Origin of the sequence: Microcoleus sp. Pol10D4 (assembly GCF_036701555.1) — a bacterium.
Classification (GTDB): Bacteria; Cyanobacteriota; Cyanobacteriia; order Cyanobacteriales; family Microcoleaceae; genus Microcoleus.
Genome location: NZ_JAUBRA010000002.1, coordinates 188971 through 203957 on the forward strand (window position 1 = coordinate 188971; position 14987 = coordinate 203957).

The 14987-nt window shown below is 44.9% G+C and carries 13 protein-coding genes; 7 read left to right on the plus strand and 6 right to left on the minus strand.

Features of this window, described 5'->3' with window-relative positions:
* Nucleotides 1–104: 104 nt before the first annotated feature.
* On the minus strand, nucleotides 105–641 hold the full coding sequence (locus tag QUA36_RS02245) for a GNAT family N-acetyltransferase (RefSeq protein ID WP_333159100.1): 537 nt from the start codon (nucleotides 639–641) through the stop codon (nucleotides 105–107).
* Nucleotides 642–645: 4 nt separating this feature from the next.
* Nucleotides 646–849: a hypothetical protein gene (locus tag QUA36_RS02250; RefSeq protein WP_333159098.1), complete on the minus strand. Its 204-nt coding sequence runs from the start codon at nucleotides 847–849 to the stop codon at nucleotides 646–648.
* Between the two features lie 133 nt (nucleotides 850–982).
* Between QUA36_RS02250 and QUA36_RS02255 the strand changes: the two genes are divergently transcribed.
* Together QUA36_RS02255 and QUA36_RS02260 are read left to right on the plus strand one after the other, a co-directional pair.
* The gene (locus tag QUA36_RS02255; protein WP_333455296.1) at nucleotides 983–2344 is read left to right on the plus strand and encodes a calcium-binding protein; all 1362 of its coding nucleotides are present in this window, start codon (nucleotides 983–985) and stop codon (nucleotides 2342–2344) included.
* A 215-nt stretch (nucleotides 2345–2559) separates the two neighbouring features.
* The gene (locus QUA36_RS02260) at nucleotides 2560–3918 is read left to right on the plus strand and encodes a lipase family protein (RefSeq protein WP_333159094.1); all 1359 of its coding nucleotides are present in this window, start codon (nucleotides 2560–2562) and stop codon (nucleotides 3916–3918) included.
* 216 nt (nucleotides 3919–4134) lie between these two features.
* Here QUA36_RS02260 and QUA36_RS02265 read toward each other — a convergent pair whose 3' ends face one another.
* Both QUA36_RS02265 and QUA36_RS02270 read right to left on the minus strand, forming a co-directional pair.
* Nucleotides 4135–5499, minus strand: coding sequence for an MFS transporter (locus QUA36_RS02265; protein ID WP_333455298.1), 1365 nt, complete (start codon nucleotides 5497–5499; stop codon nucleotides 4135–4137).
* Nucleotides 5500–5633: 134 nt separating this feature from the next.
* Nucleotides 5634–7697: an Eco57I restriction-modification methylase domain-containing protein gene (locus tag QUA36_RS02270; RefSeq protein ID WP_333455300.1), complete on the minus strand. Its 2064-nt coding sequence runs from the start codon at nucleotides 7695–7697 to the stop codon at nucleotides 5634–5636.
* Between the two features lie 219 nt (nucleotides 7698–7916).
* On the opposite strand from QUA36_RS02270, the gene QUA36_RS02275 reads away from it, so the two are divergent.
* From QUA36_RS02275 to QUA36_RS02295, 5 genes are all read left to right on the plus strand, one after another.
* A complete protein-coding gene (locus QUA36_RS02275; protein WP_333455302.1) occupies nucleotides 7917–9284 on the plus strand; it encodes an AAA family ATPase in 1368 nt (455 codons plus the stop codon).
* Nucleotides 9281–10081, plus strand: a complete 801-nt coding sequence (locus QUA36_RS02280) for a hypothetical protein (RefSeq protein WP_333455303.1) — start codon at nucleotides 9281–9283, stop codon at nucleotides 10079–10081. The genes QUA36_RS02275 and QUA36_RS02280 overlap by 4 nt, the downstream gene beginning before the upstream one ends.
* A gap of 4 nt (nucleotides 10082–10085) precedes the next feature.
* Complete coding sequence (locus QUA36_RS02285) at nucleotides 10086–10235, plus strand: alpha-E domain-containing protein (protein ID WP_445243213.1); 150 nt, start codon at nucleotides 10086–10088, stop codon at nucleotides 10233–10235.
* A gap of 197 nt (nucleotides 10236–10432) precedes the next feature.
* Nucleotides 10433–11932, plus strand: a complete 1500-nt coding sequence (locus QUA36_RS02290) for a family 10 glycosylhydrolase (protein WP_333455304.1) — start codon at nucleotides 10433–10435, stop codon at nucleotides 11930–11932.
* A gap of 185 nt (nucleotides 11933–12117) precedes the next feature.
* On the plus strand, nucleotides 12118–12702 hold the full coding sequence (locus QUA36_RS02295; RefSeq protein ID WP_333455306.1) for a Uma2 family endonuclease: 585 nt from the start codon (nucleotides 12118–12120) through the stop codon (nucleotides 12700–12702).
* A 155-nt stretch (nucleotides 12703–12857) separates the two neighbouring features.
* Here the strand turns inward: QUA36_RS02295 and argF are convergent, their stop codons facing one another.
* On the minus strand, nucleotides 12858–13778 hold the full coding sequence (gene argF / locus QUA36_RS02300; RefSeq protein WP_333159079.1) for an ornithine carbamoyltransferase: 921 nt from the start codon (nucleotides 13776–13778) through the stop codon (nucleotides 12858–12860).
* A 99-nt stretch (nucleotides 13779–13877) separates the two neighbouring features.
* Nucleotides 13878–14888 carry a tRNA dihydrouridine synthase DusB gene (dusB, locus tag QUA36_RS02305; protein WP_333159077.1) on the minus strand — a complete coding sequence of 337 codons (1011 nt, stop codon included), beginning with the start codon at nucleotides 14886–14888 and terminating at the stop codon, nucleotides 13878–13880.
* Between the last annotated feature and the right edge of the window lie 99 nt (nucleotides 14889–14987).

A 14987-nucleotide genomic window follows, 5' to 3' on the forward strand; every position in this document is an offset into this window, starting at 1 on the left:
CGAATATCTCTGCTGTTACTTAAGTTGGTAGTGAGCACTTCAGTCCTCATAATTGGGATGAATCAGGACTTTAGCCCTGATTCCAAACCAGTAGAATTTATATTTCAAAGGGATTTGAGCATCGAGAGGGAATGAGTTTGATAGCCTAATTTTTGATAGAGATTCACCGCAGGCTGATTGCTCAGAAATACTTGCAAACCAATTTGGCGATCACCTCTTTCCCGCGCCCAATTTTCAGCATGAATAACTAAAGCTGCACCGACTCCTAGACGGCGATGTTCCGGTGCTACGTACAGCAAAAAAATGTGAGCGTAGCGTTCTCCGGTGGTTTGGTCGATCGCATTTCCCAACCACAAACATCCGACAACCGATTGGAGATTTTGCGCCTGAGATTGGGGGTTGAGATACTGCGAGGGAAGCACGGGCAAAATTTCTGCCTCTTCTTGGCTGTTTTTCTGGCACTCTACCCACCAAACCGGCGTCTGGTTAGAAAAATACTGCTCGACAGTTTGAGCCAAATGTCCCAATTCCCCATCCGGGTAAAGCTCTCGGTATGTCCGGTGCATAAACTTTACCAGTTTTGCTCGATCGAGTCCCGATCCTGATCGCAGCCAGTAACCCGGTATCAGTTGAGCAGACATCAGATCACCGGACACCGAAAGCGGAATAATTTAGCCCCAAGAAAATTGGATTCACTACTGCCGCTTGCTTTTGGGGGATCGCTTCCTCAATCGGTGCCGGGGCAGCCATGTCAGCCGGCAAAAAGATGCGAGCGCTGACTGCTACTAGAGCCAGGAAAAATACTAATATCGCTATTAATGGAGCAATGTATTGACGAATGATTGCCATAACCGCAAAAACTTGATTATTGAGTTGATATTATCAAGTGTACCATAGAAATCTTGTCAGCTATAATGGTTGATTGGACACTTAGCTCAAGCCTGAGCGATCGCAAATACCAACAAACACAATATATAATATTATGGCTGCCTCGCCTGCTGTTTATGAAGCTCTGGCTAAATCAATTGTTTTTTTGAATCAAAAGCCGAGCGAGCAAAATGAAGTTTCGAGTTTCCTGGATACTAATGGCTACTATATCGATCGCATATTCGACGACCCAGAAACAAACTTTTATGCGATCGGGTTCGGTTCATCCAATCCCGAAAACCCGCCCGCCCTCGTATTTAAAGGTACAGACTTCATCGACGGCGACGCTATCTTTTCCGACTCGCGAGACATTGGTTTACCTGAATTTGAAAAGAACAAAGATAATATCCAAAATTGGCTCACAGAAATCGGTCAAAATACTGGTAAAAACCCCAACAAATTATTGCCCGATGTCATCGGACACAGTTGGGGCGGAGCAGTCGCTCAAATTGTAGCAACCGAATACACAACTCTGACCGGCGATATCTTTACTTTCAACTCTCCGGGAGTATCAGCGAGTACATTCAACACTTTTCGGAGAAATCTCAGCAGGGCAGGCAACAAAAATGTCACTCACTACATTGTCAGCGGAGATTTCGTCAGCTTGTTTGGGGAAGCATTTATCCCAGGTAAAGTATTTATCCAAAGTTTTACAGATCCGAGTATTAATCCCTTAACTGTTTTGGCAAAACATCGAACTGAAAATTTGTTAACTACGCCGCCCGTGGGTTTTTTGCAGAGGCAAATTTCCGTAGAACAATTAAACAGTCCCGAATTTACTTATAACAACGATTCAGATTTTAACGAGTTTATCGCTGCGATGAATTTCGCCCTGCCCAATGTGTCAGTAGCAATCAGAAGCAGAGGCGGTGCAGAGAGTGTGAGAACAGCACCAGAATTTTCTTTTGTGCAGTTGATCAGAGAAATGCAATACGGTTTAGCTCCCTTACAACCGAATTATTTATTAGGGGACGCTCGCAACAATACTGCTACGGGGGGCCCTGGAGAGGATACAGTTATCGGCAACGGCGGTAACGATACTCTCAGAGGCAATCGAGGTAATGACAGCATCATCGGTGGTGATGGCGACGATTTCTTGTACGGCGGCAGAGATAACGATTATTTCGAGGGTGGCGACGGAAACGATTTGGTTTCCGGCGAGTTTGGCAACGATTTTTTAATTGGCGGCGCGGGGCGCGATCGCTTTGTATTGGAATCAGGTGGCGGAGCCGATGTGATTTTAGATTTTCAAGATGGTGAAGATTTAATTACACTGTCGCGGGGTCTAACTTTTCCTCAAGTTACAGTAACCCAAGGTGTTGACGGAGCTTTAATTAGTATCCCGATTACTGGGGAAATTCTTGCAACTCTCAGAGGCGTAGTTGCCAGCGATATTACTCGGGTAGATTTTGTATAGCTTTAGGGCGAAAAAAATTGGTATTTTTGGTGGCGCGAAACAGGCATTGGTTTTGTAGCGAGATTATTTTTTTGTATAAAAAATTTTTCCTCAATTTTTCCTTAAAAAGCCACTAAAAATGACCAATTAATATGGTCAATAAACTAAGTTTATAGTAAACTGAGTTAAGTAGCTTAAAAACTAATTCCCCATCAAACGACAGGAAATAAAAAAATATGCCTTCCTCCCCCGCCGCTTACGAAACTATAGCCAAGCAAATTGTTTACATAGATAACAACCCCCAGTCTCAAACTTTAGTTCAAACGGGTTTGAGCGCTGCGGGCTACCAAATCGATCGCACTTTTGACGATCCCGGAACTGGATTTCACGCGATCGGCTTAATTTCCACCACTCCAGACAAACCGCCCGTTTTGGTATTTCGTGGCACTGACTCGCCCGTAGACGATATTGCCAACGCAGACCCGCGCGGCACCGGTTTCAACCAATTTGAATCCAACAAACAAGCATTAGGAAATTGGTTGACAGAAATCAGTCAAGATACAGCCAAAAACCCCAGCCGCTTGTCACCAGACCTTCTCGGACACAGCTTGGGGGGCGCCATAACCCAACTAGCCGCCACCGAATTTACATCTACTATCGGAGATGTTGTCACCTTCAATTCTCCGGGAGTTGCTCAGAGTACAGTCAATACATTCAAGCAGAAAGTCGGTCCAGGAAAAAATGTAACTCACTACATAGTTGAGGGCGATTTTGTTAGTTTGGGAGGAGAAGCTTTTCTCCCCGGAAAAGTAGTTCTTCAAACATTTACTAACCCGCTTATCAACCCGCTACTTGTCTTGGAAAAGCACACCCAAGGCGGTTTGTTAAGTTCTCCTCCTCCCGGCTTGACTCAGACCGAAATCTCTGTAGACCAGTTGAACCGCCCTGATTTCACTTTCACAGATTCAGATTATTTAGAACTGTTAGCTGGCTTAGACTTTGCACTGCCTGCCTTGGGAACATCGCTGGAATCGCGCAGCAGTTTAGAGCAATTAAGAACTGCTCCGGGAAGCTCCTTTTTAGCAAACGTTGTGGCAATGCAAACTGCTCTTGCTCCATCCCAAATTAATAATTTAGTAGGCGACGATGGCAACAATACAGCATCAGGTTTTGCAGAGGACGATATTATCACTGGCAATGGGGGAAGTGACACTCTCAGCGGCAACAAAGGCAACGATATTATCAGCGGTGGAAGCGGCAACGACTTGCTATTAGGCGGCAAAGGGGATGACAATTTGAGCGGTGGAGAAGGAGACGATACACTCATTGGCGCAATGGGTGCGGATCTCTTAATTGGTGGCGCTGGACGCGACGTATTGGTGTTAGGAGCAGGTGCCGGTACAGATACACTTGTAGACTTTCAAAAGGGTCAAGATTTAATCGGTTTGAGCGGAGGTTTGACCTTCAACCAAGTGAGAGTTACTGCAGGCGATTTTATAACGACGATTGAACTGGCCCGTAATGGCGAAGTTCTTGCCAGTATTCCGGGCATTCCAAGTAGTCCGCTAACAGCTAGTGATTTTATTGCGATTTAGTTCGCGGCTGGCAATACAGATATTCGGTAGGGACACAACAATGTTGTGTCCTTATTTTATCTTATGAACGCAAGCACACAGAATTTATACTCATTCCCTGATTAAAAACATAAATATTCCTGCAGGGGCGGGTTCACCGCAATCTCGAAAAAGTAGTGGAGACACTGGTAAACCCGCCCCACCCGGCTCTGATAATTATAGCGATGGGACTTGATATTAATCGAAATCGTCCAGTCCAGGCCTGGGCATGGATGCCAATTTTTTCTCATCGTCTAGGGGCAGAAAGAAAATGGTTAGCATACCGGGAATCACAGCCAGCGCGCTCATCAAAAAATAATTTTGATAGCCGAGACTCGCCTGCAAGTAGCCGCTAAAAACACCCGGAATCAGCACTCCTGCGGCCATAAAAGCCGTTGTAATTGCATAGTGAGATGCTTCGTATTCAGGGCGGACAGTCCGCATCAAGAACACTGTATAGGCAGCTACGCCAAGTCCGTAAGTAAATTGCTCGATCGAATTTACAGCATAAGCCCATTCAATCCCCGGTTGATTTATTGCCAACAGCCAATACAGCACGTTAGTCGAATTTTGCAGAATTGCCGTCGGCCACATCCATTTTTTCAATCCTTGTTTAGCAATCAAATAGCCGCCCAGCAAACCTCCTATTAACAGAAACATTACTCCTAAAGTACCGGATAATAAGCCCATATCCGACGTAGAAACTGCTAATCCTCCTTTCTCAACTTCATCCATTAAAAAGGGAGGAGCCATTTTAAACGTCAAGGCATCGCCCAAGCGAAAAATCAAGACGTAAGCCACAATCCAACCTATTTTATCTTGCTGAAAATAGGTTTTGAATGCTTCGATAAAGCTGGTTGTTCGTTGGGGGGCGCTGGATTCCAGAGCGTAATTTCTAGGATAGGGAAGATACCAGCGCTGAAAGAGATATATCAGCACAAACATAATCGCACAAATGCCAAAGGCTGTCGCCCATCCGTAGTTAAGCGCAGACACGCTAAAATCCGAACCTAAAAATGACAGTGGAATGTTTTGATATATTTTGGTGTCGCCTGTATTTCCGGTGACTAAATGCTGTTCTGCCAGTTTCCCCGCTAAGAATACCAATAAACCGCTACCGGCAATGACAGCACCTCTATAAGCCGTGTTGCGAACCCCGACAAATAGTGCTTGTTGGTCTTTATTTAGAGTGTTTAAATAAAATCCGTCAATGGCGATGTCGTGAGTAGCTGACACAAAGGCGATCGCGGTAAAGATAACAAGCGATATAATAATCGGTGCCGGCGTTAATACGCCAAAAGCTAGGAAAGCAAACAGGAAAGCACAAATGATTTCGGTTGTTAAAATCCATTTGCGTTTCGTGGAATACAAATCAACAACGGGCCCCCACAAACCTTTTAAAACCCAAGGAAAAGACAAAAGACTTGTCAAGCCGATGAGTTCGTTGCTGGTTCCCATACCTTTCAAAAAAATCACCGACATTAAATTAACGACGGTGTAAGGGAGACCTTGAGCGAAGTATAATACTGATACCCACAATCCAGCGTTATGCTTTTTTTCCATTGCAGAGATATTTTACCTAGTTACTTATTTGATTTACTGAGTGCGATCGACAATTCCGGTCAATTCAACCCCTGGCCTCACAGTATATGCCATTCCGATGCCAGCGGCTGCCATATAAATAGTGCATTTTAGCATCATTCATACTCAAAACTATTTTTATTTTTTGAATTAGCCTGCAATAATTTTTCTCCGTTAAAATGAACGAGGTAAGCGCGAACATTCTTTTCCCAGTCAGAAGTGTCATAAGTTCGCAGCAATTCCAAAGCTGTTTCTTCTATCTGATATGCAGTTTTTGGACTATTCACCGGACGTTCGGGACTGTCAGGATTAACAACAATTAAACCTGCATCTAGAAACTGATGCACCGTCTGGCGACGCACAGTTTCCCGCGTATTTGGTGCATATTTTTTACTGTACTCCTGATCCATAAATTCCATAATTGGTGTGATTCCCCGAAGTGGAGATTTTGCCAATTCCCAAGCATCCTTTGGCTTGAGGTCAAGCAAAGCCAGAAGAGTTAAGGCGGAACGTTCGTTAAGCTGACCTTTGGGAAAACCCAACGCTGCAAGTATTTCTAGAGATTCATCAATACGGTTCTTGATTGTCATTGGGCTATTTTCTAACGGATTTGTCGCGTTAAGCAGTTGTCTCTCGACAAGTTTATCAATCTCCCGCTGTGTAGGAAATATTTCTGTTATTTGAGCGCCAAGTAAAAGTAATTGCTCTAGATTAGGATACTTCAAATTCCGTAAATCCGTAGCATTAACTTGAGTGTGTCCGTTGAACAGTCGGAAAAACGCATCTACCAAACTCGAATTTAAATAAACGGCCAATCCCCGCGCCAGGGTGAGGTCTAATCCGCGTCCCTGTTGGTGAAAGTAATTCAAATGGTTCTCAAAACCCACGCTAGAACTATTAATTTTATTGGCATCCCAGACAACTGCAACAATTCGCTTTTTCTCTTCCTTTGAGGAGAAGCGCTTGCTCAAAACATAATGTTCGTTAGGTACGAGGAGTGCAGCAGTTTTTTCCGTGACAGCTAAAGCTTGATGCTTTCTCGTTGCTGTGGGATATTCAACACCGCCAGCCGAGAAGTGTGCGGGATAAATCAGCGGGACTGTACCGTTCTCAGGTTTTAGCCGCAAGTCAGAGCGAACACGAAAATCTACAACTTTTCCGGTAGAAACTGTTAAGCATAATCCCTCTAGGGTGCAAGTAAATTGAGCCATTTGCTCGACTACTTTCTGGCTGACAGAATCCGGTAAAATCCGAATAAATTGCTCGGAGTCTTGGGGATTAATTAGGGCGGTATAGGGCAGTTGGTGAGACAAAACCAGGTCGTCGCCCGCGCTGCTGCTTGAGGTAATTAGTACAGTCTCTGGCTGTTCTATTTGTTTGGTGGCTCGCACAATAATAGTTTCTTGCAGCACCGCATCATCGCGAAATGGCAACTGTCGGGATTCAAAGATGTGTAGTTGGCGTAAAGCCATCATTTGAAGGAATACTTTGCGGAAATCTCTAAAGTATAAACCGTTGCAAAAGCTGCGGGGAGTAATCGACACTAATTCACCGTTTAGTTTGAGCAGGTGAGCAGCAGCAACTGTGAAGCCAGCGTAGAGATTGCTGGTTTCTAGTCCTATAGAACGCAGCAAGGTGCGGGCTTGGGATTTAGCGTCTATCTTGGCATAGGGAGGATTGATAATTGCATGGGTAAATTCCCGTTTTACTGGTTGTGTAAATAGATTGGGCTGCAATATATCGGCGCTATCTTGAATAAAATCTATTTCGCGAATCTCACAGGTAAAAGATATCCCGAAGCGCTGACATTCAATACTGCACAATTCTAAAGTTTGCTTGAGGTATTCTATCAAAACAAGGTCAATTTCATAAGCTGTAACGTGCAGGCTGTGCGGTTTGTTTGGGCGCTGGCAAAGCTCGCAAACAACGGCTGCTAACAGGGAACCAATACCAGCCCCGGCATCTAAAAGCGATATATCGGGACAGTTAAATTCAAACATTCCCGCCATCAAACTTGCGACTGAGGAAGGTGTTAAAAATTGTCCCTTTTCTCCTCTCTGGCTTTGCTGCAACTTTCGGGTTGCTTCTTGGCGCCAGCCATCTACTCGATCGAGTAAATTGCTTGCAGTTGAGTAGCTGTTACCCGGAAGGGCTAGCGTTTGAAAGTGCGGTACTATCATTTGTTCAAAAAGTGCGTTAGCGAAACCCTCGAAGAGGATCGCCAGTTCAGTTTATTTTCGCCCAAAATTTCACCGATGTGCGAAAATGTCAAGCGCACTAGAAAATATATAACTTATCCAAAAGTATGTTGACTGTTCATATAGCTAGATCTGGAGGTAGCTAACGATGACACAAACTCAAACCAAGCGTTATGATTTTACTTAAGTATCTAGCTGTAAATGATGACAACTATCAACTGGAATAAAGTTTTAGATGGTATTCCCGACAATGCTAGTGAAGCCATCGTCAACTCTCAATTTGTGTCGGTTCTCATAGAAGCACTTGGATTCACTAAAAATGAAATGCAGTTTCCGCAGTTTCCAACAGGTCGAAGTGCTGATACAGTAGATTTCGCGGCTCGTAAAAATATTGGAACTGATAAGTTTTTGTTTTCTGGTGTCGATCCCTACTTACTTGTTGAAGGCAAGGGACGGGCAATAGCGACCGGGGCTAGAATTAACTTGGCAGAAGGTACTCCCAAATATAACACTACTAGGGAACAGATTAAAAAATATCTGCTATCTCCTAACTGCGAAAGGGCTCAATGGGGCATTATTACTAATGGCATTCATATCCAGTTATTTCGTAGGCATGGGAAAGTTGTAATTCCTGCAACTGCTTGCACTCTGATTAATAAAGGTAATATTAGTGCTATTGTCCAACATATCAAATCTTTGATTGACAACCCGCCCAAAGCATTGACGGTTTGTATCTATAACAATAAAGGAGGAGTGGGCAAAACGACAACAACGCTCAATTTAGCAGCAATTTTGCGAAAACATAAAAAGAATGTTCTCGTCGTTGATTTTGATTCACAAAGAGATTTAACTAGAAATCTTGGGCTAGACGTAGGAAATATTACTTTATCTGACTGTCTGACTGATACAAAAGCAGATGTCACCAAAACTGTTGTTCCTTTTAATCACAAAGACAAGCGAGGAAAAATTATACATTTTTTTGACGTGATTCCCTCAAGTGATGACATGGAAGAGTTTACAGATCAGCGTCTAGCTGAATCAAAAATTCAAAAAGGTGCAAAAAGATTGCGAGATATCCTTAAACCTTTTGTTTTTCAATATGATTACATATTGATTGATTGCCCTACCCAATGGTTATTTTTTAGCCAGAGCAGTCTTTATGCCTCTGATGTTGTTCTCATCCCTACGAAGCATAATGGATTAGCATCACTACACAATGCAGCTAGAGTGATTACGCAGTTTATTCCTGAAATTAAACAAGTAAGAGGAGATGGTGGGCCAATTGCCCTACCAATCTTTTTCAATGGAGAGAAGATTACAGATCCTGCCCTTCAGACAGCCAATCAGGAAATTGAAAAAATAATCGAGCGAGCTAAAAAAGATGGCTTGGATTTGCAACCGTATTATTGGCCTAAATCTACAACTGGAAAAGAAATTAAAACTATTTGCAGTATTCCCAGTTATGCTACTATTGCTAACGCTGCCTTCTCTCACATTCCCGCTGTATTTCTCAACAATATCGCTTTAGAGCACTATTCTGGTCTAATTAAGGAGTATTTCTTAAAATGAGTAAGTATGATGACATCGGTAAGCTGATGCACCTGCCATTAGCTGATATTGAACCTGGGGAACCATGCTCTGAATCTGAGTTTATCATCACCGCTGCAGCCGAGGCAGTTCTGCAAGCTGGCGGACACAATTGGATTCCTGTGATTGTTCAAGAAACAGGTGATTATCAATATCAAGTAGTCAGCAATTCCTTTATTTATGCAGTCGCTCAACAAGCTGAACTAGAGCGAGTCTGGTGCATAATCATTGAAGCCGAATCTAAAAACATTGAGCAAGCTAAAATTTTGGCAAGGGAAGTAATACCCAAAGTTAACCTTAGCACAGCATCAAGAGATACTATTCTTGCTGCACTTAGATATTTGGCTGCAGAACCCGGAAGTGCATTGAAGGGATTGGATGTCATTGTAGCGACTAATCGCATTTCAGCAGCCAATCGAGAAACCTGGTCAAACTTTAACCCTGTTACCAGCTTAAAATGTTCCATTACTAAGGGTAAAAAGTTAGATGCTTTAGCAAAAGTATTCTATCTCTCGCCGCCTGCTCCACTCGCGCCACCTCCGCCACCGCCTGAAGCAGTTAGTGTGAAACGTGCATCAAGAGATGAAATTTTCGATCGCCTCAATTACTTATCCACTAATAAAATAGGAGGCTTTGAAAATATTGATGCCGAAAAAACAGCAGATGCTATTTTCAACGCGAATAAAGGCAAATGGAAAAGCCTAACTCCAATTTCCAAACTTGAATGCGGCATTGATACAGCCAAAATGAAAATCATTAAAACCGTATTTAGCCTGTAAAACTATGTTAAGTGGTGTAGCGGATTCAATTTACTGGCTCAACCGCTATATTGAAATATCGGAAAATATCGCCCATTTTGGCGAGGTCAATTTTAATCTCATTCTCGACTCTCCCAGCGGTATTACTCAACTATTTACCGATCTGCCCACTTAATGTACCATTGTGCGAAAATGTCAAGCGGACGCTCAAACCAAAAGTCCGTAAAGGACTGTTAAACGCTCTCTCACACAATTCTGATGCGAAATACCAAAACATTCTTTTTGTCAAGCTTGTTCCTGATTGGCTTAACAATTAGTTTTCTGCTGACTCCTGGTTGGTTCTCCAACTTCCCATCCGGGGCAATCGCAACTATGCCCCCACAAACCCAAACCGCCGAATTTCGCGCCTTCTGGGTGGACGCTTTCAACCCCGGCTTCAAAACCCCTCAAGAAGTCACAAAATTGATCGCAGACGCGCAGCGGGCAAATGCCAACGCGATCGTCGCCCAAGTCCGCCGCCGTGGCGATGCTTTTTACACAAGTGCGATCGAACCCCGCACCCTCGATCCCAACGTTCCGGCGGGTTTCGATCCACTGCAAGATGTGATTGACAAAGCCCACGCCGCAGGCATTGAAGTATACGCTTGGATGGTGACGCTGCCAGTGGTTTCGGGCAGCAAACTTCCCGCCGGTCACGTTTGGCAACAACACGGGCCTTCGGCCCCGGGCCGCGACAATTGGGCAATGCTGACTTACGGGGGGGAATCACCCGGTTTCCTCGATCCCGGCCATCCAGACGCGGTAGATTATACTGTTTCCGTCTATTTGGACTTGCTCAAGCGCTACGATGTGGACGGCGTACAGTTGGATTACGTGCGCTACGGCGGGCCGACTTGGGGCTACAATCCGACTGCGATCGCCCGTTTCAATCAGCAAACAGGTCGATCGGGCAAACCCGCACCCAGTGATCCCGCGTGGATGCAGTGGCGGCGCGATCAGGTGACAAATTTAGTGCGGAAGCTTTATGTAGAAAGCCTTGCGATTAAACCGCGTGTTAAAATTACCGCCGCCACGATCGCCTGGGGAGACGGCCCGAAAAACGATGCAGGGTGGTATCAAACGCAGCCTTACAAAGAAGTATTGCAAGATTGGCGCGCTTGGCTGGAAGAAGGGATCGTAGACATGGCGATGCCGATGACTTACCAGCGCGAGTACAAACCATCGCAAAAAGTCGCTTATGACCACTGGATCGAGTACGCCAAAGACCACCAGTACAACCGCCAAATTGCGATCGGCCCCGGCAATTACCTCAACTACATTGAAGACACTCTAGGCCAGATTCGTCGCGCCGAACAGCCGTCTGCGAAAGGAAATCACGTCGCAGGTACGGTGCTCTATTCCTACGCTAGCAGCAACGTGTACACGAATGTGGAACTGCGATCGGGCGGTAGCGGTGATTTGCCCCGCCAGCCTTGGAAATACGTTCCCCAAAGCAACGATTTGTTTTATACCGCGCTTTCTGTGCCGAGTCAATACGTTGATGCTGCGACGGGCAAAACCTATGAAACTCAGCCTGTGTGGGCGACAGCAGCAGCCGTTCCCGATATGCCTTGGAAGTCGCGGCCGACTACAGGTGCGATCGCCGGAAATTTGCAGCGGTGCGCTCAAACTTGCGACGGTGCCAGCTTGACATTGCAGTCGATCGATGCTGCTGCCAAGGTGCGTCAACTGCGCGCCGATGGCAAAGGATGGTTTGGGGCGATCGAGCTTTCTCCTGGAACTTATCAGTTGAAAGTTGACGGTAGTCAAATTCAACAAACAGTTAATGTTGTCCCCGGTGAAGTCACCAAAATCAATTTCGGAGCATCTTAACTGGTCTACTCGTTACCAGGCTCTGCCTGGTAACGCAGATCCGAATGCTCTGCCTCAAATTTCCATAAAAGCTTGCGAGGCAGAGCCTCTAGATATCGGTTTCCAGGCAGAGCCTGGGAACCAGTTAATAGCATAAGCTAAAATAAAATCATCCCACATCAAATTATAAATTTATCAATCGAGATATGCTAACAACAGAAGCTGCTTTCACGCTCCGTAAATGGACAGTTAAAGAGTATCACAAGCTGGGAGAGATGGGATTTTTTCACCCAGAGGAACGAGTCGAATTACTTTCAGGAAATATCATCAAAATGAGTGCAAAAGGAACTGCTCACACTTCAGCCACGAGACGTACTGCCAGCGTGCTGAGCGTTCTTCTGGGAAATCAGGCTGCTGTTTATACCCAAGATCCGATCGCCCTTGATGACAATTCCGAACCCGAACCAGATATCGCCGTAGTCAGAATCGATTCTTTTGACTATGCGACTCACCATCCGACTCCCTCAGAGGTATATCTAATTATCGAAGTGGCAGACAGCAGCTTAACTTTCGATCGCGAAATTAAAGCTAAAATTTACGCGCGATCGGGAATTGCCGATTATTGGGTGCTAAATGTGGGCGATCGACAACTCCACGTTTTTCGAGAACCTACTGAAAATGGGTATCAAAGCGAAGTAATTCTTGGGGAAACTGCGAGCATTTCACCGCTGGAATTTCCCGCTTTCAATATCGCAATTCAGGCAATGTTGCCCCCTCTGGTATCAAATTGAAAACTGTTGTATCAATTGTCTTGATTTGTGAATTATGTTTTTTTTATTAACCGCAGAGGGCGCAGAGGGCGCAGAGAAAGAGAATAGAAGAGATAGAGATAATGGCTTTTCTCTTATTCTTCAGTCGGGCGATTCTTCTCTTCCCTTCTCTATTCCTAATCGCTTTCTAGAATGCTTGCGAGCAAAGCTTGCTGAGCGTGCATCCGATTTTCTGCCTGATCCCAAACGCGGGATTGACTGCCTTCAATCACTGCATCGGTAATCTCTTCATCCCGGTGTGCGGGCAAACAGTGCAATACAATTGCATTCTTATCTGCTAACTTCAGCAATTGTTCATTTACCTGATAGGGTTCAAACAAAGGAATCCTGATTTTTGCTTCCTCTTCCTGTCCCATACTCGCCCAAACATCAGTATAAATCACTTGAGCATTCTTCACAGCAGCTTCTGCGTCCGCCGTCACAGTAACTTCGGTTTTTCCATTAGCAATATTCTTAGCTTTTTTCACTATCTCAGCATTCGGCTGGAAATCTTGAGGGCAAGCAATTCTTACATTCATTCCCGTCATTGCACAGCCCAACATCAGCGAATTTGCCATATTATTGCCATCGCCAAAATAAGTCAAAGTAACCCCTTCCAACTTACCAAAACACTCTTTTACTGTCATTAAATCCGCCAGCACTTGACATGGGTGTTCGTCATCTGTCAGCGCATTAATCACAGGAATTTTCGCATAATTGGCAAAAGTTGCTAAGTCCTTTTGCTCGAAAGTCCGAATCGCCAAAATGTCTAAATATCTGTCTAAAACCCTGGCTGTATCTACCAAAGGTTCGCCGCGGCTGACTTGTGTAACGTTGGGATTGAGGTCAATCACTTGCCCTCCCAATTTATACATTGCCACCGTAAAACTTACCCGCGTTCGCGTTGAAGCTTTGGAAAATAACAAGCCGAGAACTTTATTGCGTTTCAGCTTGACCATTCCCGATTTTAAACTGGTTGCTAGATCCAGCAAATAATTTAATTCGTCAATGCTTAAATCTGCCAGACTTAATAAATCTCGCCCTTTTAAGGAATCCATGCTTTCCCCCACACACAAATTTTTAACTTTGTCTTAAATCTTAGCCCGCAGAGACTGGTTTTGTTTCTGTAATCCCTAGTTGGCCTCTGCGGGTAAGGTTTATGCGGGCAATTGCTCGATCGCGCGATCGATCGAATCGCAACCTTGTTCAACCGTTTCTACCACAGCCAACACGCCCCGCAATTCCCCAGCGCCGGGGAAACCCTTAGCATACCAGGTTAAGTGCTTGCGCGCTTGGCAGACACCGCTTTCACCTTTATATTCCCACAAAGCCCGCAAATGTTCCTTAGCACATTCGAGGCGTTCAATTGGTGTCGGAGCTATCTTTTCCACACCAGTTTTCAAGAAATAATCAACTTCTCCCACCAAAAAAGGATAGCCCAAAGTTCCCCGCGAACACATCACTCCATCAGCGCCGGTTTCTTCCAGACATCGCATCGCTGCTTCCACAGAAAAAATATCCCCGTTAGCAATAACTGGAATCGATAAAACTTCTTTCACGCGGCGAATCCACTCCCATTTGGCCGGGCCGGTGTAACCTTGCGATCGAGTCCGGCCGTGCACGGTAATCATTTTTGCTCCCGCATCTTCCATCCGCTTCGCAAATTCCAAAATATTAATTTCTTTATCAGTCCAACCAATCCTAGTTTTAACTGTGACAGGAACATCTACTGCTTCCACAACAGCCCGCACAATTGCCTCGGCCGTTTCCGGGTCTCGCAGCAGGGAAGAACCGCCGCCGTTTTTAGTAATTTTGTTAACCGGACACCCCATATTAATATCAACAGTATCCGCTCCTTCTGCCACTGCTTTCTGCGCCGCTTCTGCCAAGAAATCCGGCCGGCAGTCAAACAATTGAATGCTAATCGGACGCTCGTTTGGGTCAACTTCCATAATTCTCGGCAGTTGCTTCACGTAGTGCAAACCCGTAGCGTTCACCATTTCCGTGTACATCATCGAATCCGGCGCGTAGCGGCGCACCAGGCGGCGAAATACCAAATCGGTAACGCCGGATAAGGGTGATTGCAGGACGCGGCTTTTAACTTCAAAATCCCCGATTTTGAGGGGAGTTGCTAACCGTTCTTTTAATTCGGAAGATAGAGTAAGCATAGTCGATCGCACTTTTATTCTAATATCTGTATATTATACTACACTTCAGACTGTTGACCGTTGTTAACTATCTTTTTAGCAGATTATTGAGTGACAGTT